We start from the raw sequence: 22,139 nt of genomic DNA on the forward strand, positions 1-22,139 counted from the left end.
ATCAGGTAGAAGTATTTAACTGGACTGTTAGGTATACTTGTGCTTGTTGCTTTGAAGTTCAGGCTATTTGTAGTGTGTTCCTGATTGATGATCAGGAGGTATGGGTTGTGTATAGTGCTGATCGCGAGGGTACCATGTCTGACGACAACCAATTAATAAATGATCAAACCTCTATTATAGATCTGTTGTTATCTGATGAGGAGAAGCAACAGCTTACTGCCTGGAACGCTACACAGCAAACATTGCTGTTTGATAAATGTATTCCACAATTAATCGCTATGCAGGCCACTGCCTGTCCTGATGCCCCGGCCATCGTGGCCGATCAGCGCACAATCACATATCGCCAGCTTAATCAGCGTGCCAATCAGCTGGCTCACTATCTCCAGCAACTAGGTGTAGGACCTGAAGTAGCCGTAGCCCTGTGCCTGGAACGGACACCAGAGCTCTTGATTGCCTTACTGGGTATCTTAAAGGCTGGAGGAGCATACATTCCACTGGACCCCGCATATCCCACTGAAAGATTAAATTTTCTGCTGACGGATGCTGGTGCTCATGTACTGATTAGTCAGCAACATATTCTGAAGCGTATAAATCCTCCCGATCTCCAGGTGATTGCGCTCGATAAAGATGAAGTATTAATAGCGCAGCAATCATCGGATGATCCGGCTGTTTCTATAAGTGCTGAAGATCTGGCTTACGTGATTTATACTTCAGGTTCAACCGGACTGCCAAAGGGTGTACAGATCACGCACAAGAGCCTGCTTAATCTTGTTTACTGGCACCAGCAGGCCTTTGGTGTAACCGCTGTTGACAGGGCTACACATCTGACCAGCCCGGCATTTGATGCGACTGGTTGGGAGATCTGGCCTTACCTGGCGGCCGGGGCCAGTCTTTATCTGGTGGATGAAGGGTTGCGTACCTCACCTCCACAGTTGCGTGATTGGCTGGTACAGCAACAGATTACGATCACCTTTTTACCCACTGCCCTGGCCGAAAACGCCCTGCTCTTATCATGGCCAGCAACAACATCCCTGCGCTACATGCTGACCGGCGCAGACATCTTGCACTATTATCCGCCTGCAACGCTGCCTTTTATGCTGGTAAACAACTATGGTCCCAGTGAGGCAACCGTGTTGGTCACCTCGGGTCACATCCTCCCTACCTCCGATAGCACGCAATTGCCGCCCATCGGACGTGTGATTGCCAATACGCAGCTCTATCTTTTGGATGAAGAGGGACATCAAGTGCCGATTGGCCAGCCTGGTGAAATACATATTGGCGGCATCGGGCTCGCGCGCGGCTATCTTAATCGACCAGAGCTGACCGCGGAAAAATTTGTCCAGCGAACGCTGCATGATGGATCGCGCGTGCGACTCTATAAGACCGGGGATCTGGCGCGCTTCTTACCTGATGGGCAACTGGCATTTATGGGGCGTATTGATGATCAGATCAAGATTCGTGGCTTCCGTATCGAGCCCAACGAGATCGAATTTGTTTTAAATAGTTATCCCGCGATTCAATCAAGCGTTGTCATTGCACGCGAGGATGCTAGTTCCGATAAACATCTGGTAGCTTATGTCGTCCTGTTCTCAAACGAGCCAATTGTAATAAGCAGCTTGTATGAGTTTTTAAGCAAACGCTTACCTGAATATATGATCCCGACTGTATTTATAAAAATGGAGAAACTCCCAATGACAGCGCATGGCAAAATTGATCGCAAGCAACTTCCTGTACCTGATGAGGCCAATACTCTGCGCGATGGCGAGCTCGTTCTGCCTGCTACCCTTACCGAAGTAAGTCTATCGAATATCGTTGCTCCCCTGCTGGGACTGGAACAGATCAGTATTGATGAGAACTTTTTTATGCTTGGTGGGCACTCACTGCTGGGTACACAGATTATCGCGCATATCTCCAAAGAATTTTCTATCGACCTGCCGTTGCGCACCCTGTTCGAAGCTCCAACCATTCAACTGTTGGCCGGCGAAGTAGAACAGCGTGTACTGGCAAAAGTAGAGTCGATGAGTGAGGACGAAGTACTGCGCCTGTTAGAGCAGGGATAGTAGCACAAGCGTAGATATTAAGGTCCCTTCGAGAGAGGAAGTAAGACGATGACAATGCAATCGGGAGCCCGCTCGGTGGCAGGTAAGCAGAAAGCTCCTTTGAGCCTCTATCACTTACTTGATCCAGCTATACTCGCAAACCCTTATCCACTATATCAGCAATTGCGTACCGAAGATCCAGTACATTGGGACCCTTTTCTACATGCCTGGGTGGTGACCCGCTATGCGGATGTCGTGAGTGTATTTCAGCGTTTCTCGGCCAATCGTACCCCTACACCTGAACAACTTAAAGCCCTGGGACTCGAAGCACTGACGCCCCTGGCCCAGGTTATGGTGCGGCAAATGCTTTTCCTTGATCCTCCTAATCACGGTCGGGTGCGCGGGTTGGCCTCTAAAGCATTTACTCCCCGGCGCGTTGAATTATTGCGTTCCCATATCCAGGAGATTACTACGAGCTTATTAGATGCGGTACAGGATAAGGGGCAGATGGACATTATTGCCGACCTGGCTTATCCGCTACCAGCCATTGTCACAGCCGAGATGCTGGGCGTGCCAACCAGCGATTGGCGTCAACTGACCGCCTGGTCGGCTGACTTTGCTCAGGTGTTAGGAAACTTTCAACATAATCCTGATAGCGCCGCGCGCGTCATTCGCAGTCTGGAAGAGATGATCACATACTTCAAAGCCGCCATCCGTGAGCAACGTGCCCATCCACAGGATGGCTTGATCAGCGCTTATTTGAATGCCGAGATAGACGGAGACCGCTTTACGGAAGAAGAGGTTATTGCCAATACGATTGTTACCATGGTGGGTGGGCAGGAGACCACCACAAATCTGATTGGCAACGGTTTTCTATCCCTCTTGAGGCAGCGCGACCAATTTGAGAAACTGAGAGCCGACCTCACACTGGTACCATCAGCCGTTGAAGAGCTATTGCGCTATGAAAGTCCCAGCCAGCATACTGCTCGCCTGGCACCGGATGATGTAGAGTTGGGCGGCAAAAAGATCCGTAAGCGTCAGGCTGTAATTGCAGTGATGGGAGCTGCCAATCGAGATCCAGAGCGCTTTATAGAGCCTGATCGACTGGATATTTGTCGTCAAGATAATCGCCATCTGGCATTTGCCTGGGCCAGCCATTTTTGCTTTGGCGCGCCCCTGGCCCGCATCGAAGGCCAGACTGTCTTTGCTTCAGTGCTGAGTCGTATGCCAGAATTGCAGTTGCAGCCAGGGCCAATTAGCTGGCGCGAAAATCTTGGCCTGCGTGGACTCACCGCGCTTCCTGTAACCTTCTAATGCAATCAATGGACCAGGATAGCAACCGCACTGGCAGTTTTGTTAGCTACGAAATGGATGGGAGAGCATATGTCAAATACGCCTGATATATCGGAAGCCCGGCGAGCTTTACTGGAAAAATATCTGAGCGGCAAAGTTCAGCCTCCAGAGCAACCTATCCCTGTTCCTCCAACTGAGGCTTCGCGCGAACGAGCGGTTGCTGTACAGGCTCGTGGAACGAAATCCCCTTTCTTTTACCTGCATGGTGATTGGAAGGGGCAAGCCTTCTATTGTTTCCCCCTGGCCCGTGGCTTAGGAGATGACCAGCCCTTTTATATCCTGGAGCCATACGACTTCGATGGCTTGCCCGGTCCACCGCCTTTTGAAGAGGTTGCCGCAGCCCATGTCAAATCCATGCGCGCAATTCAACCCACAGGACCGTATTTCCTGGGGGATGGTGTAATGGAGGACTGATTGCTTATGAGATGGCCCGGCAACTACATGCAGCGGGTCAACAGGTAGCCTTACTGGCTTTATTCGATTCTGATTATCCGGCGCCCGGGTTACGTAAGCTCTTCCGCAAAGTCATTGTGGCGAGCTGCCAGGCTTTAAAGCAAGGGCCAGAAAAGCCGCTCGAGTGGTTTTTGCAGATTCGCCACCTGTATCGATTATTGCGCTTCTCCCGTTATCGACATGAAAAAGTAGCCGAACACCAGGCCAGACAGCAGGGGGATAAGGTGGAAGCGCAGCTGGCGCGACCAGTCCTAACCATTCTTCCGCGCGCAGTAATCTTTCCAACTGCCAATATATTGCGCGAAGACTGGCCTGGTATTTATGAGTGGATGGGCCTGGGATATTATCCCACAGACCTCTATCCAGGCAAGATAGTATTTTTCTGGGATGAAGTAGACCTCTGGCGCCGAGCTGGTTGGCGCACGATCGTGGCCAGCAAAAACGACCAGGTAGAGACGCACATTTTACGTGGTTCCCATCATAGTTGCCGCACAGATTATCTAGATGGCTTCGTGGCAACCCTTCATAGCAGTCTGCAAGCTGCCCAAAAATCCGTGTCTGTGCGTGTCTGATGGTTGTGTTTCCTCCCCAGGCTCTTTTGCGCGATAGGGTCGGGTCATTATGTTGGCTTTGTTGCGCCCCTAAAAAGGTGTGAACCTGTCATGTGATAGACCTGGAGGAGGCATTTTGTGAAACGGAATAAGCTCCCAGGAAGTACTTTTAGCGCAATAAAGAAAATGCTTGACAGGCCTCGATCGTTGTGGCATAATCATCGAGCTGTCAAAAAAGCGACAATCACCTGATCTCTTGTAGAGCGGGCGCACCTGTCCTTTTGCATCAGTTGTGCCACGCTAAGGTGGCTCCTCTGGGAGGATCATTTCTCCCCTGAAATTCCCAACAAATGGTTGTGTGAAGGGCATTTTGTGCCCTGTTTCAGGGATGGTTGCTACCGCGACCAACGAGAACATGACTTTCGGAGCCGATCAAAAAACTGATCGGAAAAACGCTTGACAAAGCACAACGGATATGTGATACTACAGCACATGAGACAAGCGAACGAAAAAACAATCAATGCTTGTTGAAACGCGAAACAACTGTTTCGCACGGCACCTTGACAACTGAAGAGTGGAAAGCAGAACAGCAACTGGAACCAAGTGAATACACAAACCAGTTCCTGTCAATTCGGACGCTTGATGGCAACATTGAGCGACCACAATAATCTGCGAAATAAAGCCAATGTTATCATGACTTGGCCATGATCGCACTTCACATGCAATGAATAGTTGCTCGCTGAGTGACTATGATATACAAAATTGGATGGCGAGTTTGATCCTGGCTCAGGATAAACGCTGGCGGCGTGCCTAACACATGCAAGTCGAACGCCCTTAGCAATAAGGGAGTGGCGGACGGGTGAGGAACACGTGGGTTATCTACCCCAGGTGAGGAATACCGGCGAGAAATCGCCGACAATACCGCATAGGCTCGGCAACGAGCAAAGCCCGCAAGGGCGCCTGAGGACGAGCCTGCGCTCGATTAGTTGGTTGGTGGGGTAATGGCCTACCAAGACCGCGATCGATAGCTGGTCTGAGAGGACGATCAGCCACACTGGGATTGAGAACGGCCCAGACTCCTACGGGGGCAGCAGTGAGGAATTTTCGTCAATGGGGGCAACCCTGAACGAGCAACGCCGCGTGCAGGAAGAAGGTTTTCGGATCGTAAACTGCTTTTCTCTGGGACGAGAACGGACGGTACCAGAGGAATCAGCCCCGGCTAACTACGTGCCAGCAGCCGCGGTAATACGTAGGGGGCAAGCGTTGTCCGGATTTATTGGGCGTAAAGCGCACGCAGGCGGTCAGGTAAGTCTGTGGTGACAGTCGTCGGCTCAACCGACGAAGGACCATGGAAACTGTCTGACTTGAGGGCTTCAGAGGGACACGGAATTCCGGGTGGAGTGGTGAAATGCGTAGATATCCGGAGGAACACCGATGGCGAAGGCAGTGTCCTGGGAAGTACCTGACGCTCAGGTGCGAAAGCTAGGGGAGCGAACAGGATTAGATACCCTGGTAGTCCTAGCCGTAAACGATGACCACTAGACGTTGGGGGTATCGACCCCTTCAGTGTCGTAGTTAACACAGTAAGTGGTCCGCCTGGGGAGTACGGTCGCAAGATTAAAACTCAAAGGAATTGACGGGGACCCGCACAAGCAGCGGAGCGTGTGGTTTAATTCGATGCAACGCGAAGAACCTTACCAAGGCTTGACATGGATTTGCACCAGCCGTAACGGGCTGTCCCTTCGGGGCGGATCCACAGGTGCTGCATGGCTGTCGTCAGCTCGTGTCGTGAGATGTTGGGTTAAGTCCCGCAACGAGCGCAACCCCTGTCGTTAGTTGGATTTTTCTAGCGAAACTGCCGTTTTAAAACGGAGGAAGGCGGGGATGACGTCAAGTCAGCACGGCCCTTACGCTTTGGGCGACACACACGCTACAATGGTCAGGACAAAGAGTTGCGAACCCGCGAGGGGGAGCCAATCTCGTCAAACCTGGCCTCAGTTCAGATTGGAGGCTGCAACCCGCCTCCATGAAGTTGGAGTTGCTAGTAACCGTAGGTCAGCACACTACGGTGAATACGTTCCCGGGTCTTGTACACACCGCCCGTCACACCACGAAAGTTGGCAACACTTGAAGCCGCTGGGCTAACTCGCAAGAGGGGCAAGCGTCGAGGGTGGGGTCAGTGATTGGGGTGAAGTCGTAACAAGGTAGCCGTACCGGAAGGTGCGGCTGGATCACCTCCTTTCTAGGGAGCTTGGATGAGCGTCATGGATCCCATGACATCTCAGTCTCATCCCACTTCCAGGTCGACCAGGAATCGGTACGTGTTCACGCCAGATGGTTGGGCTGGTTTCCACTCTTGAGCTGTTGGGGTACAACAACCGCAACACGCAAATCAACGCACCAGGGGGTGCAGGGGGACGGCAGTCCCACTGCCGGGGTGTGGGGTGTCCCCACGAACCTCTCCTCTCGCGCGTGCCGCCGCAGGCGGCGATGCGTGTGGCGCATGCCACCAATAGTGCACCTGAACAACTGAAAATAGTATTCCTTCAATTTTGCTGAGCGATTTATAGGTCAGCCAGAGTTGAAGCAGAGGATCGATTTTTTCGATAAATGAGAAAAAGTCAAAGCATTCCAGAGACATGATGTAGATCTGAACGAAGAGAACAAGCTACACAGAGTACGAGGTGGATGCCTTGGCGCTGAAGACCGAAGAAGGACGCGGAGACCGGCGAAACGTTCGGGGGGAGCTGCATACAAGCGATGAACCCCGAGATTCCGAATGAGGCAACTCCTCCAGAGTGATGTCTGGAGACCGCCTGCTGAACACATAGGCAGTGACGGGGGGCAGTGGGTGAACTGAAACATCTCAGTAACCCGACGAAAAGAAATCAACCGAGATTCCCGTAGTAGTGGCGAGCGAACCGGGACCAGCCCAAACCAACCATCCCTTGGGACGGTTGGGGTTGTAGGACCGATAACAAACAACTTTTGCTTACTTGAACACGTTGGAAAGCGTGACCAGAGCGGGTGAGAGTCCCGTAAAGGACGAGCGAGAGGAGTGGATCGGTATCCTGAGTACCACGAGGCACGTGAAACCTTGTGGGAAGCTGGGGGGACCACCCTCCAAGGCTACACATCTTCAGCGACCGATAGCGAACAAGTACCGTGAGGGAAAGGTGAAAAGCACCCCGAGAGGGGGATGAAAGAGACCCTGAAACCACGTACTCACCAGCAGTCAGAGGCCACTGTTCCAGGAGGAACCAAGGGCTGATGGCGTGCCTTTTGTAGAATGATCCGGCGAGTGCATCGTCGTAGCCTGGTTAACCAACGCTAAAGTTGGGGAGCCCCAGGGCAACCGAGTCTGAAGAGGGCGAACGTTGCGGCGATGCGACCCGAAACCGTGTGAGCTATCCATGAGCAGAGTGAAGCGGATGTGACAGTCCGTCGAGGCTCGAACCCACCAGTGTTGCAAAACTGGGGATGACTTGTGGATAGGGGAGAAATTCCAATCGAACACGGAGATAGCTGGTTCTCCCCGAAATGTATTGAGGTACAGCTGTATGAAACACTATCCTGGAGGTAGAGCACTGAATGGGCTAGGGGCCTCGTGCAGGTTACCAAACCCAACCAAACTTCGAATGCCAGGACAGCATGCATGCAAGTGAGACGGCGGGGGCTAAGCTTCGTCGTCAAAAGGGAAACAGCCCAGACCATCGGCTAAGGTCTCTAAATCCGCGCTTAGTGTCAAAGGGAGTCAGTACGCCCAAACAGCCAGGATGTTGGCTTAGAAGCAGCCACCATTTAAAGAGTGCGTAATAGCTCACTGGTCGAGTGTAGTGGCACCGACAACGTATCGAGGCTCAAGCGAGGTACCGAAGCCATGGAACCTTTCTATTGAAAGGTTGGTAGGGGAGCGTTCTGCGGGCAGAGAAGCCAGACCGCAAGGACTGGTGGAGCGCGCAGAAGTGAGAATGCCGGAATGAGTAGCGTCATGTCTTGTGATAACCAGACACACCGAATGCCTGAGGGTTCCTGGGCACCGTCAATCGTCCCAGGGTAAGTCGGGTCCTAAGCCGAGGACGTCATAGTCGTAGGCGATGGCAAGCAGGTCAGAGATTCCTGCACCGGAGTAGCTCGTTATGAGCAATGGGGGACGCGGTAAGGAAGGTGAGCCCATCGAATGGACAGGATGGGTCTGTGCGGTGAAGTGCGAAGCCGAGGCAAATCCCGGTTTCCTGTGCATGACACGTGCAGCGAGCGGACGTCAGTCCGCGGAAGTCATCGGCCCCTAGGCCGCCAAGAAAAGCCTCTCGCCAGAGTGTACTCCGCCCGTACCGCAAACCGACACAGGTAGGCAGGGGAACTCTCCCCAGGTGATCGAGCGACCCTCTGTTAAGGAACTCGGCAAATTGACCCCGTACCTTCGGAAGAAGGGGTGCCCTAGTAGCGATGTCCTTCGGGATGGCGTGAGGGGTTGCAAGAAATTGGCTCAACCGACTGTTTACCAAAAACACAGGTCTCTGCGAACGCGAAAGCGGAAGTATAGGGGCTGACTCCTGCCCAGTGCCGGAAGGTTACGAGGAGCGGTGATCGTAGCTGCGAATCTAAGCCCCGGTGAACGGCGGCCGTAACTATAACGGTCCTAAGGTAGCGAAATTCCTTGTCGGGTAAGTTCCGACCCGCACGAAAGGAGTAACGAGTTGAGCACTGTCTCGACAGAGGACTCGGCGAAATTGAAGTACCCGTGAAGATACGGGTTACCCACGACAGGACAAAAAGACCCCGTGGAGCTTTACTACACCTTGACCTCGAAACGAGGCAGAGCGTGCGTAGCATAGGTGGGAGTTGGAGAACCTATCCTTGTGGGGTAGGGGAGACAGCAGTGAAATACCACTCTCGTTGTGTTTTGTTTCTCACACGTCACCGTGAGCCGGGACGTGGACAGGATCAGGCGGGTAGTTTGACTGGGGCGGTCGCCTCCCAAAGAGTAACGGAGGCGCCCAAAGGTTCCCTCAGGGTGGATGGACATCACCCGTAAGAGTGCAAAGGCAGAAGGGAGCTTGACTGCAAGACGGACAGGTCGAGCAGGGACGAAAGTCGGGCTTAGTGATCCCACATTCCCGAGTGGAAGGAGTGTGGCTCAACGGATAAAAGCTACCCCGGGGATAACAGGCTTATCTTGCCCAAGAGTTCACATCGACGGCAAGGTTTGGCACCTCGATGTCGGCTCGTCGCATCCTGGGGCTGGAGTAGGTCCCAAGGGTTGGGCTGTTCGCCCATGAAAGCGGCACGCGAGCTGGGTTCAGAACGTCGCGAGACAGTTCGGTCTCTATCCGTCGTGGGCGTAGGAGAATTGAGGGGCGTCATCTCCAGTACGAGAGGACCGAGATGGCTCAACCGCTGGTGTGCCAGTTGGCCTGCCCGGGCCAGAGCTGGATAGCTATGTTGAGAAGGGATAAGCGCTGAAGGCATCTAAGCGCGAAGCCGCACCCAAGACGAGTTCTCCCATCCTATTCGTAGGATCAAGATCCCAGGAAGACGACCTGGTAGATAGACGACACGTGGACGCCTGGTAACAGGTGCAGCGAAGTCGCCCTAATGATCGTACGGCTTGTTTCACCTACTCGTTGGTATCTTCATCGTGGCATTCTGAGGATGCGAGTCCGCTGCTTCAGCGCAGGCTGATCTGGCGCTCGGCAAAATTGAGGGAATACTATTTCCAGTGGTTCGTGCTTTCAAGCACACAGACAGGCTTTACTTGTAGTGAGTAAAGTCTTTTTTGTTTGTTCAAAGGCATTAATAAATTTACTCTATACCCATTAATGGGGGGTGATTGCAGGCCCACATGACCCATAAAATCATGTAGACCTGCAATCACAATTTTGCTTTGCTGTGTGTATTTGGACCTGCTATGCAGGGGAGGGCTATTCCTCCGAAGTCAGGAGCGTGGCGTGGCGAAGCCGCTTGTTTGAGGTGGCTGCGACTGCTAGCAGCAGCAGCCAGATTCCTAATACGAGCGCGCTGTTTTTCGCTCCGATCCCTTGAATCAAGACTCCACCAAGGATCGCCCTACTGATTGGGCTCCCTGGATCACTAGTTGTACCGTGCTACTCATACGCCCACGCATAGTATCAGGCGTTGCCGTGAGGCGATAGGTATCAAGCGAGATGTTATAAATGGGGCCAACCAGCTCTTCCGCGGCCGCGATAAAGCACATGACAAGAGCATTGGGTGCAACCGCGTAGAGCGGAAACATCAGCGCTTCGAGCCAGAGCATGATAATAGCGATCTTCCCAAACTGAAAGCGTTTCCGCGCCCAACTGCTGGCCAGATTACCGATGAGTGCGCCCACAGCCGCCCCCGTAAAGATCGCACCTATGCCGCCAGGTGACGTATGTAGTTCCCTGGCTATAATCAGGATAACCAGGTAGCCTGCACCATAGCGCAGACTATCAGCCCCATTTATGATAGTCAGAAATCTGAGTAATGGCTGTTTCCATAACCAGGAAAAGCCTTCGGAAATGGTAGTGTGTAGCGGTTGATGTGGACCTTTCTGATCACTCTGGAACTTCCCACGAATCAGGCCCAGTGAAAACACTGAAGCGCCAAAGGAGATCGCATTTACCAGGAAAGGGAAGACGCTCCCGATACTATACAGTGCGCCACCCAGGAGCGATCCCAGGGTGCGAATGGTGCTGTAGGCTGCCTGCGACTGGGAAAGGGCAGCTGGTAGCTGTTCACGCCTCACTACATTAGGTAGCGCCGCAGTATTCGCGACACTAAAAAGTGTGCCGAGCACACCCCCAATCGCCACCACAACATAGATCTGTAGCATACTCAGAACATGAAACCAGAAGGCCAGAGGAATGGTCAGCATGAGGCACATACGCCCGGCATCACAGATCAGCATGGTCTTTTTGCGGTCCCATCTATCCGTGAGCGCGCCTGCCAGCGGGCTAAATACAATAACCGCGATAGTGCTCAAGCTCACTGCTATGCCTACCTGGATGACCGATCCCGTGAGAGCCAGAACCAGGAGCGGTAAGGCAATAAATTGTTGTTGATTGCCAACATACGAAACAATCTGCCCACCTTGCAAAAGCAAGTAATTGCGATTGCGCCACAGTGGCGAGGAATTATTTTCGAGTTTATCAGACTTCATCAGTACTCAAGCTCCATTCTCAAATGTCTTATGAGGACACACAAAAAAGCCGCGAGCATAGCTGGCTCTCAGCCCGGCGGCCATCTTTTCAATGAGAGATGGCATAAAAAAGCCGTGGGCGAGACCTTTGTATATCACCCACGGCTTTGCGATTTGACGTTTGGCTATGTTATGTCCAGCTTCGTGTCAATATCTACTCCAAAAAAAGGCACAATACGGCCCTGGGCGACACGAAATGCGTGGACTACACTTCCTCGGGAGCCAAAGTACCACCCATTGGAGTACTTTGTCGTCGCGCTAGCCATATCTATTCCTTTCCTATATTCTGTGCTGGAAAATTAGATTGTGTAAATTAATCTGGATAAATAAAGTACCATAACCATTATGGTATGTCAAATACGATTTTTTGCCTTCTCTGAATAATAGAATATATTGAGATTAGAATATATCTTATTCCCATCAGCATGGGAAGCATGTCGCTCCTGTGCGGACGTGCGCTGGCGCTCAAGAAGCATTCTTATGTGGTGCAAAAAGTGCGCCTGGCGCACTTTTTGCACCACATAAGAATGCTTCTTGAGCGCCAAAGGCGCTCAAATTCAGGCGTAAAGATCGCGGAGACCATGAGGAATAAGACACATTCTTAGGACAGAAAAGAAATAACTGGATAGCCATAACTATGTGTGGAATATGAATAGATTACTCACTATATTTCTACGCAGAGATAAGGTAAAATAACTATGCCAGGTCAAATCCTGTCCACCATTAAGTTTTTGATGTTTTTATTCCATGCAATGGGATAGAGTCGGTGACATAGGTTAACCTGGCCATCAGTTTCTTTGTTCAAGTTTTTGCCAGCGCAGCCGTTTTTAGCGCTGCCAATCATACTCCATACGTCGCGCCGTCCAGCGAGCCGACTCTTGACCGTGAAGGCGCTCCACTACGTGTAGACTCATATCGATGCCCGCTGAAATGCCAGCCGAAGTAATGATACGCCCTTCATCAACAACACGTGCATCGTCGAGAATGGTAATTTGAGGATAAGTATCTTGCATCCACTGTATACTCCCCCAATGCGTGGTTGCTTTATGTTGATCTAATAGAGATCCCTCAGCGAGTAAAAATGCACCTGTACACACGCTAGTTGTCAATTGTGTCTGTTGATCCTGCTGTTTAATCCAGTTGATCAAGCGCAGATTATACATCTCTTTGCGTGTCCCCTGACCACCCGGCACGACCAGGATATCCAGTGGGGGATGATTTTCGATTGTCGCGTGTGGCTTGACCAATAAACCACCCCGGCAAGAGATAATATTATCTGTTTCAGCGATGGTCAAGACGCGGAACATTTGCGCGGCATCGCTATGCTGGCCGACCGGGCGCGCAACTGAAAAGACTTCAAAGGGACCACAAAAATCTAAAACTTCAACCTCATCAAAAATGAGGATACCCACGGTTAATGATGGTAGCTCACTCATAGCCTCTATCCTTTTCAAGCGATATTTTTAGTAGGATCTACTAAGAAAATAGCATATCTTATTTGCTGATGTAGCCTGCTGTTAGCAATAGAGTTCAGTTCAATCAAGAGTATAGCTTTTTTATTCTATTTGACAAGTACATTTAAAGAAGACATAGTTATGTTACTATCAGTTTTGCTAGCAAAAAGTTCATGACAGATAAGGTGTTTTTGTGGTTGCTTGTGTCATGCGCGTAGCAGGAATTATAGAAGATGAGCAGGTCCTCTAATTAGAAAGGATTGTGTAACGTGGCAAGGGTAAATTTCTCTCAAACCGCTCAGCGGCTTACGCTCTCTAACGGCTATATTCAGATCGAGTTTAATTGTCTGCATCCTCAGATCGATGTCATTAAAGCAGATTTTACTGGAACTGGTTCGTATGGTCGAAATCTAGCGGCCCAGGGTGAGGATGCGCTTTCGCGGCAAGGTATTGTGCTGGAGCGTTATGATATTCAGCATCCAGGAATCCCCAGCGCAGGTTATGCCTCCTCGCTTGGAATAGCGGCGCCATTGACTATTAACATTCTTGAGCAGACGGCTGCGAAAGTTGTGGTAAGCATCACTGGTATCGTCGATGATCTTGCTGAGCCCCTGCTGACTTCAAGCTGGCGGTTAACGTTAGCTGAGGCTGAGCGAAGCTTCCAGCTTGATATCTCGGTGCAGCCGTTGCGTGAACTTACCATCGCGGGTATCTGCCTGACCAGTTATTTCTCGCTGCCATCCGTCTACGGACTCTTTGAGCGCGGTGTGGTGCAGCGTATGCAGAGTCCGTTAGCCTGCTTTGCCTCTATGGATCGCTTGCACTATTTTTATGCGTTGGGCAAAGGCGGGTGTGTAGATATAATCACGCCAGAGCAGCAAAAAGTCGTCTTATTGAATGCAGACCAGGCTTTTTACTCCTCCGGCCTACAGCAAGTGCTGGCCGGAACCTTTCCCACCTGTGATCAGTGGAGTCCCAACGATTGGTCCCTGGCCGAACCTTTATCTATTAAACCGGGCCAGCTATGGCAGGCGAGCACGCGCATTGGCGCGAATAATTATGATTTTCCTGTAGCACATCTGCCGCTAGCAACGCGCATGCCTTTTGCCGAGCTACGCACATTCTACACAGCCATCTACGCAACCACCGTGGGCAGCCTGGTCTCCTACGAGTTTCAGGGAGAAGTCTCTCCAACGCTGGCCGCTCCTGAGCATGGATATGCCTCCTTGTTTAATTTTTTTGACCCTGATGCCTGGGAGTCCGTCTGCGTCCTCCTCTATGCAGGTGATCCATACCTTCAGAACGAGGCACGCAAGTTGATAGAACGTTCAGGGGCCGCGATGTTGCCATCGGGCCAGATTCCCCATCATTTTAATGCTGATGAACCTCTGTACCAGGCGATCAGCGGGGCTATACAGACCGGTCCTAACATCTTCTGGATCTCGGCAGCCCTGCAATATGCTAAGGTCAGTGGTGATCGCGCCTGGCTGCAAGCGCAGATGTCTCAGCTTGAGCGGGCCCTCACCTTTCTGCTCGATCGCTATGATGCGAGGGTACAGCTTATCAATGCTCCCGGTCCGCTGTGGATCGATGTCTTTATCCGCCACGACTATGCCTCAGATACCAATGCGTTTATGGTTGGTTTGCTCAGGGATATGGCAGACGCCGAGGACTTTCTGGGGCAACCGGGATGCGCGCAGGAGCTGCGCACGCTGGCTGACAATATTATTGCAGGGATGAACGCCCATTTATGGTCGGGCGACCATTACATTACGCAGCGCGCTGTGGATGGAAGTGAACGCGATTTTGTGGATTACGATGCTAACTTGCTGGCGGTCGCCTTTGGGATCGCTATAGATGAGCGCGCTGCCGCCATCCTGGCGCGTATCGACTCCGGACCCTGCACGCACAGCCGTGCCACCTATGTATCGGAGCGCTACTATGGTCCCGAGGATTGCTATCTGGGAAATACTGGCGACTCCCGCATCACAATGGGGCGCATCGGTTGGGCGGATGGACACGCCAGAGGAGCGGTCGGCGATATTGATACGCTGGAGCAAAAGATTATTGAGCCTTTGCGCTCCGACCTCTTTTCTGCTACCTGGTTGGCTGAACGCTATGATTGCCAGGGCTATAATGTGCGTAGCCCTTTTTACCACGAGTATCCCGAAGTCCTGGTTATGTTGTTACGTGAAGTTGTATTCGGTATTCGGCTCCAGCTGGGTGAGGTCGTGATCCACCCCTATACACAGACGAACTATCACTATCAGATCGGCAATATCCAGGTCGATTTTTCGCCGCGCTCTATCTATCTGTCCCTTCCCGAAGCTGGCGAGCGACGTTTTACAATTTATCATGTGCTACCTCAGGCCAGTTATCGTATTCAGACCAAAGAGCGCACGCAAGAAGCCACCACAGGCTCAGATGGTATCTTGCGTTTTGTGAGTGCCTCCAGTTCGCGAATCGTGATAACACTGCTCTAAGCCTGGATCGCCTGTTTCCCAGGTAGCTGCTTGACTTGCTTCCGTAGCAAAACATACACTTAGATAAAAGAGCGCATAAAAGCAAGCAGGGAGTAGCTTATAAATGAAGCCATTCAATCAAGATTCTAAAAAGCCCGATAATCTAAATGTATTTATGCCAGCAGCTCATAATGATGAGCCAGATTTTCGCTGGGATGATGGGCGGCGGCATGTCGCCAATGTGCCTTATATGCTACCAAGTGACCTGACCGAAGTGCAGCGCCTGGATTTTCAGCATTATATGTTGCGCTATGCCTTTAAAGGAAATTATCTGGCTCCAATCAAGCAGCCCAAAGATATTTTAGATGTGGCATGTGGTACGGGACGTTGGATGTTTGAGCAAGCCCAGGCCTTTCCGCAGGCCAATATTATGGGTATCGATCTGGTTCCTCCCAGAGTGGATAAATCGTCGCTGGCTTTCCCTAAAAAGTGTGTTTTTACGCAAGGTAATGTCGTTGATGGACTACCTTTTGTCGATCAAACCTTTGATTTTGTGCATCAGCGTCTTCTCATATTAGGGATTCAAGCCCGCGCCTGGCCTCGTTTATTATATGATCTTTACCGTGTAACGCGGCCTGGAGGCTGGATTGAAATCGTGGACACCAATCTTACCTGTCAGCGCCTGGGGCCAGAGACGACACGCTTAGCACAATGGGTCCATGAATTAAAAGTGCAAAGAGGCATCGACCCCTCATTGCCACAACGATTAGGAACCAATCTTAAGCAGGTGGGGCTGACCAATGTCTCGACGCATAAAGTCTCTCTTCCAGTTGGCCTGTGGGGTGGACGTATTGGCAGTATGATGTTACAGGATATGATAGCTGTAACGCAAGCTACACGCCCGTTTGTAACCGCGCACGCGGGTATCACCACACAAGAGTATGACAGACTGGCCGAAAAAACCTTTAAAGAGTACGAACAATACAAAAGCTATTCTAATTTTTATGTCGCATATGGGCAAAGAACCTTCTAGAAAAAATAAGTATTGCGCCAGGTATATCACTCTGGCGCAATACTTATTTTTTAATTTCTTCTAGCCTGGACAAATTTTTAGTTTTAGGCGTGTTGTGTTTGCTGATACTTTAATTCGGCCTCGATGTCATCGACAAATTGTCGCGCATTGCGTCCAGAACGACCAGCATGTTGACGTTCCCACTGTAATGCTCGTGTCTGGAGTTCTTCCTCAGCAATAACGAGGCCACGTTGTTGGGCTAATGCACGCACAATATGTAGATATTGCTTTTGATCTGGTGTAATGAAGCTAACGCGCAGGCCAAAGCGATGCACCAACGACTGCTTCTCATCCATTGTATCGCGCCAGTTGACATCTTCAGTCGGCTTGCCACGCTCACTGAAGTTTTCCTTAACCAGGTTCATGCGATTTGAGGTTGCACAAATCAGCAAATTAGCTGGCCGTGCCTCAGCTGTGCCTTCCAGTAATACTTTCAAGGTCTTATAGGTAGTATCGTGATCCTCAAAAGAAAGATCATCGATAAAAAGGAGATAGTGAGGTGCCCGGCCACGCAAGGCAGTAACAACCTGGGGGAGATCTGCAATAGCTTCTTTTCCCACTTCGACCAGGCAAAGACCTTGCTCGGCATAGGTATTGGCAATGGCCTTAAGGGTAGAAGATTTGCCAGTTCCAGGCGGTCCGTATAAGAGCATATTGTGGGCAGGCAAGCCAGCCAGAAATCGCTCTACATTGGCGATTAGCCTGGATTGCTGGCGCTCATGACCGATCAAGCCGGTCAATTGAATAGGATCGGGATGCTGGATGCCAACCAGTTCTTTGGTGAGTCCTTCCCAACGCAGGACCTGATAACGTGCGAGCGGACCTGTGCCATAGCGGGACCAGTACTGTTCAAGCGGGGTAATTAGATCTTCCCAATTGGAACATGTCGCGATTGTTTGCGTCAATGTAGCACGCACAGGATGCAGCTTTTCATTCCTGGTTGATTGGAGATTATGCCATGGTTCCCAGGCCTCACGCAGCTCAGGCAGCGCAGGTGTCACGACCGCGCATGTCGTTTCCCAGATCAACTGAGCATCCAACTCAAAGAGACGTTGCAACGCACGCAGATCGCGCCTGGCCTGGGCGCGGAGGGTTGATGGAATACGGGAGCCGCCTGCATTCTCTAGCTGGGTACTCCAAAGATTGCTATCATCAATCAAGCGATTAATAAGATATGCCTGCCATGCATCTGTGATCTGTGCTTCTCTATCATTATTTAGCGCCGCGGCAAGCTGATAAAAGGCCTCGCTATAGGCCCTGGCTGTCGTTACAGGATCTGGTTCGGCTGCCAGCAACTCATTGAGTAAGTGCAAAACGGATTGTCCAGCGTCTTGAGCAAGTATGCCACGTAACAATGTCAGTCCATATACACTATTCATTGCTGAGCGAAAGTGCTCCATAGGCGTCAGTACGCCGCCGTGCCGGGTATAGCCCTGTTCTTGAATCTCTGTTGTCATAAAACGATGGTCATCCTTTACCTGGGTAGGTGATGTTTATATCTTTTGGGAGTATACCAGATTTTCAAAGATCTGATTACACTCCCAAAAATTATGTATCTAAATTTTTGATTGCTCACCTTAAATTTATGTAAATTTATGATCTTGCGCAAAAATTTACTGAAAAAGAAAGATTTTTAACAAAAAGATATTGTAATATGTTAATGTGAAGATGTATATTAATAGAGCTTTGAAGAATAGGAATATACTACATAACTTTCATTGTTTGATGGTTTCATTGCGTTATTCAGGTGTGGAAGATAGGGAGGTGTTTTTTATACATATATCACTCCTACTTATTGTGATTGAAGATAAATGATATTGAGAGAGTACTTTGTTAAGGGAGAACATAATGGAACCGAAGCTACAAAATGCCTCATCACAATCTACCCAGGGAAAAGATGATGCCTCTTCATTTGGTTCTGAAGCTAAAAAAAATTATGAAGAGGGTCAAAACGGAGACGAAGAAGAAGAAACGCAACGTATATTAATCTCCAGCGGACAGAACTCCAAGCCTGGTCACCTGGCTCCCTTTTCCAATATGGATCATGCCAGGCCAAAGGCCTCAGAGGCTGATCTAGAGCCAACCCTTATTCTTAGCAAGGCAGATATAAGTTCCCCGATCATGGACTCTGCCGCCCTGTATATCGTGAGCCAGAGCAGTATAGCCCTATCGCACCCTTTATCAGCAGCAAAATGCATGTAGTTTCTTATCGCTACACAGAGAAAAAAACAGGTAAGCAAAGCTCGCCAAGTTTTATGACACGGCGGCCATGGGCAATCACCAGTAAAGGTCGACGTGCACGAACGAAAAAAGTGGCACTTCCTCTGGCATCGGCGATTATTTTGTTGCTAGGGGGGGGAGCGCATTTTATTATCTCGGTTTGCCAATGACCCATGCTAATGGCAACCGACCCGCGATTACTATGGCGAGTTCTGCTACAACATCTACCCTTATCCCGCCAGCGCTACACACGTTGCCCGTACAGGGAGGTGCTATCGCTGCCTCACAGTGGTCTAACGCTGGAACCACCCAGACGGTATATATAGATGCGAATAGTCATATCCAACAACTGAGCAGTAAAGATGGCCGTACCTGGCAGCAAACGGACCTGACGCAACTCACACATTCAGCAGTTAGCAATGGGAAGGCACTGACAAGCTATAGCTGGGATAAGGGTGATAGCCAGCAAGTAGCTTTTATTGATACCCTGGGTCATGTTCATGTCCTCTGGGCAGGTGAAGATGGACACTGGCAGGTCTTAGATATTACCCAGCAGGCTCATGCTCCTCTGGCTAATGGTGTGATTCTCGTCAATTATGAAGCGGCATCAGATGGCTCTCAACATATTGTCTATATCGATCAGCAGAAGCACATTCAAGACCTGGCCAGTATTGATGGTATTACCTGGCAGGCGACCGATATTACGAAATTAACCCATGCCGCCCTTGCTGATGGCACCACGCTCTCAGCTTTTGTCTGGTCTAAAGATGAAAGCAACCATATTGTCTATGTGGATACTGCTAAGCATCTACAGGAGTTGAGTTCTAGTCCTGATGGAAACTGGCAGGCAGATGACCTGACGCAACAGTATGGAGCGCCCCTCTCCAATGGCCACGTGGTTGTAGCCTATGAATGGCGTGTCACAGGCAGCATCATAATCGACTATATTGATAACCAGAAGAATATTCAAGAGCTATCGCGGTCCCTTGCTACTGTCTGGGCTGTAAGTAACTTAACCAACCTCTCTAACCGGCCTCCGGCCAGCGGACAATCTCTGGCTGGATATGATTGGGAGCAAGGAGACCTGCGGGTCTTGATCTATGTGGATGAGAATAAGCATCTGCAAGAGCTCTCCCTACCGCCTTATGATCGTTGGCAGGGAACCGATCTTACCTTGCAGGCGGTTACATCTCTGGTGAGCGATAGTGGCCTGGTAGGATTTGGTTGGTCCTTACAGGGCACGAAAGAAGTTGTGTTTGTGGATGTCAATCAACATGTGCATGAGCTAACAGGCTTTTCTAACGGCAAATGGCAAAGCGCAGATTGGCAATAGGTACTAAAGCGTGCTCATATAGAGAGAAGCATAGCCCTCCAACTATTTATGCGGAGGGCTGTGATCCTTCGTGTTCAATAGGTGGCTGTGCTGGAAATAGTATCATGTTCTAAGCATTTCCATCCTGTGCTTTTTGGGGCCCGGCTCCCGGTTGATCGGTGGTTACTCTGGAAGGTGTGGCGTCCCAGGTGCCCATAAATGGGCAGGTGATTGCGTCTATACGGTGGCAATAAGTACCGGCAAGCACACCATTAGTTCTGACAAGGCCTTGAAAACGGAGGACCTCTTTTCCTGGTACCGTAAAATGGATGCTATTGTCGGTTGCGACTGTTCCTTCAAAAGCACTTGCTTTTTTTACGTTCTTGATGTAGAGGATACCTTTAATGATCGCCTCTTTTTGTTGAACTTTTGATAGGATAAGTTCAGCACTATAGAATGTATCCACCGAAGAAGATATTTTCCCTACATAATAAGCATGGAGATGAGGATAGACACCGGTTGTTGAGATAATGGCAGGTGTCGCGGTTGGGATGGTCGTATTGGAAGCATTGTGAGCTTTAGTTGAGGTTAAAAAACCCAGATTACTACTTATAAGTACACCAGCAACAAGGACCAGGAGTACCAGGCCCACCAGAATAGGTACGCGTTTAGAGGATTTTTTAGCCGTTACGGTTGCCCTGGGAGTTGAATTGTGTGCCGCTGGTGGTGTAAAAACTGTGGTTTTGTCCCATGGATTCGCTGCTACGGTTGAGGGTAATACGCGGCCCGGCGTGGTATAAGCAGGCGTATATGCCTGTAGTGCTTGCCAGAATTGTTCAACCGAGGCAAAGCGCTCTTCGCTATTCAATGCCATGGCTTGATGGATAGCATTAGCTATATGCGCAGGCACGCCTGGAACCAATTCGTTGATCGGTTTGAGCGGGTCGCGTAGCTTGCTACCTAATTGGGTGAGCCGAAGAATAGCTTCCACCGGCACTTCACCAGTGATCAGGACATACAGCGTGGCTGCCAGGCCATAGATGTCGGTACGTGGGTTGGTTCCTCCCACATATTGTTCAGGGGCACCATAACCAGGGGAGCACATACGCATTACACTGGTTGTCGCATCTTGCTCATAGGCCTTGGCAATTCCAAAGTCGACCAGCATCGCGCCACTACCAGCAATAGGATGAATGATGTTCGATGGCTTGATATCTCGGTGTACAATGGGTGGTTGTTGGCTATGTAAATAGTGGATGGCCTGTGCGATAGGGGTTAGAAGAGTAATCGCTTCAGTGGCAGCGAAACGTTTCATAGTGCGTTGCTGACGCAAGTTTTCTAGATTTGGACCCTCGATATAGTCCATCAGCATATATGCTCGCGAAGTCTGCTCATTTTCAAACGAATAATAAATGCGCGGTAATGCTGGATGTCGCAGTCGTTTAAGTACCTCAGATTCAAATGTGAAGAGATTGCGTTCAATTTGATTTGTGATGGCTACTTCTTTAAGTGCAAAGACTTTATCAATATCTTGTTGATCTCTAACTTTATAGACGGCTCCAAATCCACCCTGACCAAGTTGATCTTCAATTATATAGCGATCTAAAACAGTATTTCCCACGAGGAGATGTGTATATGCTCCTTGCACGCCTTTCCTCCCTTTGACCGGTGCCAGCCTGCTAGTTGATGATGTGAGCATACGCATGTGAGAAGTTGCTATACTGTATTCAACCTGCCACGATCAAATCGCGCTCACTACAATTATTTTGTTAACTATAACACCCACACATTAATATATATTACTAGCTCGCCCATTATAACAAGGATACCAGATAAATACTGGTAAATGGCTAAAAATAGCTAGCATATTATCTATCCTGGTCTTTATGGGGATAAGAAAAGGGCCTTGCCGACATAGACAATTGATCTCGACCAGAACTACTGTTCGTAGGGATCATGAAACTCTGACATGGTGAAACCTCAAAGATGCGGTCAGGGAGCATCAACAAGTGTTTGCAATCG

At 50.2% G+C, this 22,139-nt stretch carries 12 protein-coding genes and 2 rRNA genes; 10 read left to right on the top strand and 4 right to left on the bottom strand.

Features of this window, described 5'->3' with window-relative positions; genetic code table 11:
* Positions 1 to 107 precede the first annotated feature (107 nt).
* The 6 genes from EL645_RS22340 to EL645_RS22365 all read left to right on the top strand — a co-directional run bounded on the left by EL645_RS22340 (position 108) and on the right by EL645_RS22365 (position 10,015).
* Positions 108 to 2,060, top strand: a complete 1,953-nt coding sequence (locus EL645_RS22340; RefSeq protein ID WP_161977588.1) for a non-ribosomal peptide synthetase — start codon at positions 108 to 110, stop codon at positions 2,058 to 2,060.
* A gap of 48 nt (positions 2,061 to 2,108) precedes the next feature.
* Positions 2,109 to 3,353, top strand: coding sequence for a cytochrome P450 (locus EL645_RS22345; RefSeq protein ID WP_218031966.1), 1,245 nt, complete (start codon positions 2,109 to 2,111; stop codon positions 3,351 to 3,353).
* Between the two features lie 69 nt (positions 3,354 to 3,422).
* On the top strand, positions 3,423 to 3,806 hold the full coding sequence (locus EL645_RS22350; RefSeq protein WP_126552548.1) for a thioesterase domain-containing protein: 384 nt from the start codon (positions 3,423 to 3,425) through the stop codon (positions 3,804 to 3,806).
* Between the two features lie 11 nt (positions 3,807 to 3,817).
* The gene (locus EL645_RS22355) at positions 3,818 to 4,417 is read left to right on the top strand and encodes a hypothetical protein (RefSeq protein WP_161977589.1); all 600 of its coding nucleotides are present in this window, start codon (positions 3,818 to 3,820) and stop codon (positions 4,415 to 4,417) included.
* Positions 4,418 to 5,159: 742 nt separating this feature from the next.
* Positions 5,160 to 6,638: ribosomal RNA gene (locus tag EL645_RS22360) — 16S ribosomal RNA — on the top strand.
* A gap of 419 nt (positions 6,639 to 7,057) precedes the next feature.
* A 23S ribosomal RNA gene (locus EL645_RS22365) occupies positions 7,058 to 10,015 on the top strand.
* Together the 16S and 23S rRNA genes form the textbook arrangement of a ribosomal RNA operon.
* A gap of 427 nt (positions 10,016 to 10,442) precedes the next feature.
* On the opposite strand, the gene EL645_RS22370 is transcribed toward EL645_RS22365, so the two are convergent.
* Together EL645_RS22370 and EL645_RS22375 are read right to left on the bottom strand one after the other, a co-directional pair.
* Positions 10,443 to 11,558: an MFS transporter gene (locus EL645_RS22370; RefSeq protein ID WP_126552550.1), complete on the bottom strand. Its 1,116-nt coding sequence runs from the start codon at positions 11,556 to 11,558 to the stop codon at positions 10,443 to 10,445.
* An 866-nt stretch (positions 11,559 to 12,424) separates the two neighbouring features.
* Entirely contained in the window at positions 12,425 to 13,033 is a 609-nt protein-coding gene (locus EL645_RS22375; RefSeq protein WP_126552551.1) for a DJ-1/PfpI family protein, read from the bottom strand.
* 287 nt (positions 13,034 to 13,320) lie between these two features.
* On the opposite strand from EL645_RS22375, the gene EL645_RS22380 reads away from it, so the two are divergent.
* Both EL645_RS22380 and EL645_RS22385 read left to right on the top strand, forming a co-directional pair.
* Entirely contained in the window at positions 13,321 to 15,534 is a 2,214-nt protein-coding gene (locus EL645_RS22380; protein ID WP_126552552.1) for a glucosidase family protein, read from the top strand.
* Positions 15,535 to 15,637: 103 nt separating this feature from the next.
* Positions 15,638 to 16,546 carry a class I SAM-dependent methyltransferase gene (locus tag EL645_RS22385; RefSeq protein ID WP_126552553.1) on the top strand — a complete coding sequence of 303 codons (909 nt, stop codon included), beginning with the start codon at positions 15,638 to 15,640 and terminating at the stop codon, positions 16,544 to 16,546.
* A gap of 83 nt (positions 16,547 to 16,629) precedes the next feature.
* Here EL645_RS22385 and EL645_RS22390 read toward each other — a convergent pair whose 3' ends face one another.
* Entirely contained in the window at positions 16,630 to 18,042 is a 1,413-nt protein-coding gene (locus EL645_RS22390; RefSeq protein WP_126552554.1) for an ATP-binding protein, read from the bottom strand.
* Between the two features lie 391 nt (positions 18,043 to 18,433).
* On the opposite strand from EL645_RS22390, the gene EL645_RS22395 reads away from it, so the two are divergent.
* Entirely contained in the window at positions 18,434 to 18,787 is a 354-nt protein-coding gene (locus EL645_RS22395) for a hypothetical protein (RefSeq protein ID WP_126552555.1), read from the top strand.
* Positions 18,788 to 18,971: 184 nt separating this feature from the next.
* Positions 18,972 to 20,138, top strand: a complete 1,167-nt coding sequence (locus EL645_RS22400; RefSeq protein WP_136625267.1) for a hypothetical protein — start codon at positions 18,972 to 18,974, stop codon at positions 20,136 to 20,138.
* Positions 20,139 to 20,247: 109 nt separating this feature from the next.
* Here the strand turns inward: EL645_RS22400 and EL645_RS22405 are convergent, their stop codons facing one another.
* On the bottom strand, positions 20,248 to 21,765 hold the full coding sequence (locus EL645_RS22405; RefSeq protein WP_161977590.1) for a serine/threonine protein kinase: 1,518 nt from the start codon (positions 21,763 to 21,765) through the stop codon (positions 20,248 to 20,250).
* Positions 21,766 to 22,139 lie beyond the last annotated feature (374 nt).

It is taken from the genome of Dictyobacter kobayashii (assembly GCF_003967555.1).
Taxonomy (GTDB): Bacteria; Chloroflexota; Ktedonobacteria; order Ktedonobacterales; family Ktedonobacteraceae; genus Dictyobacter; species Dictyobacter kobayashii.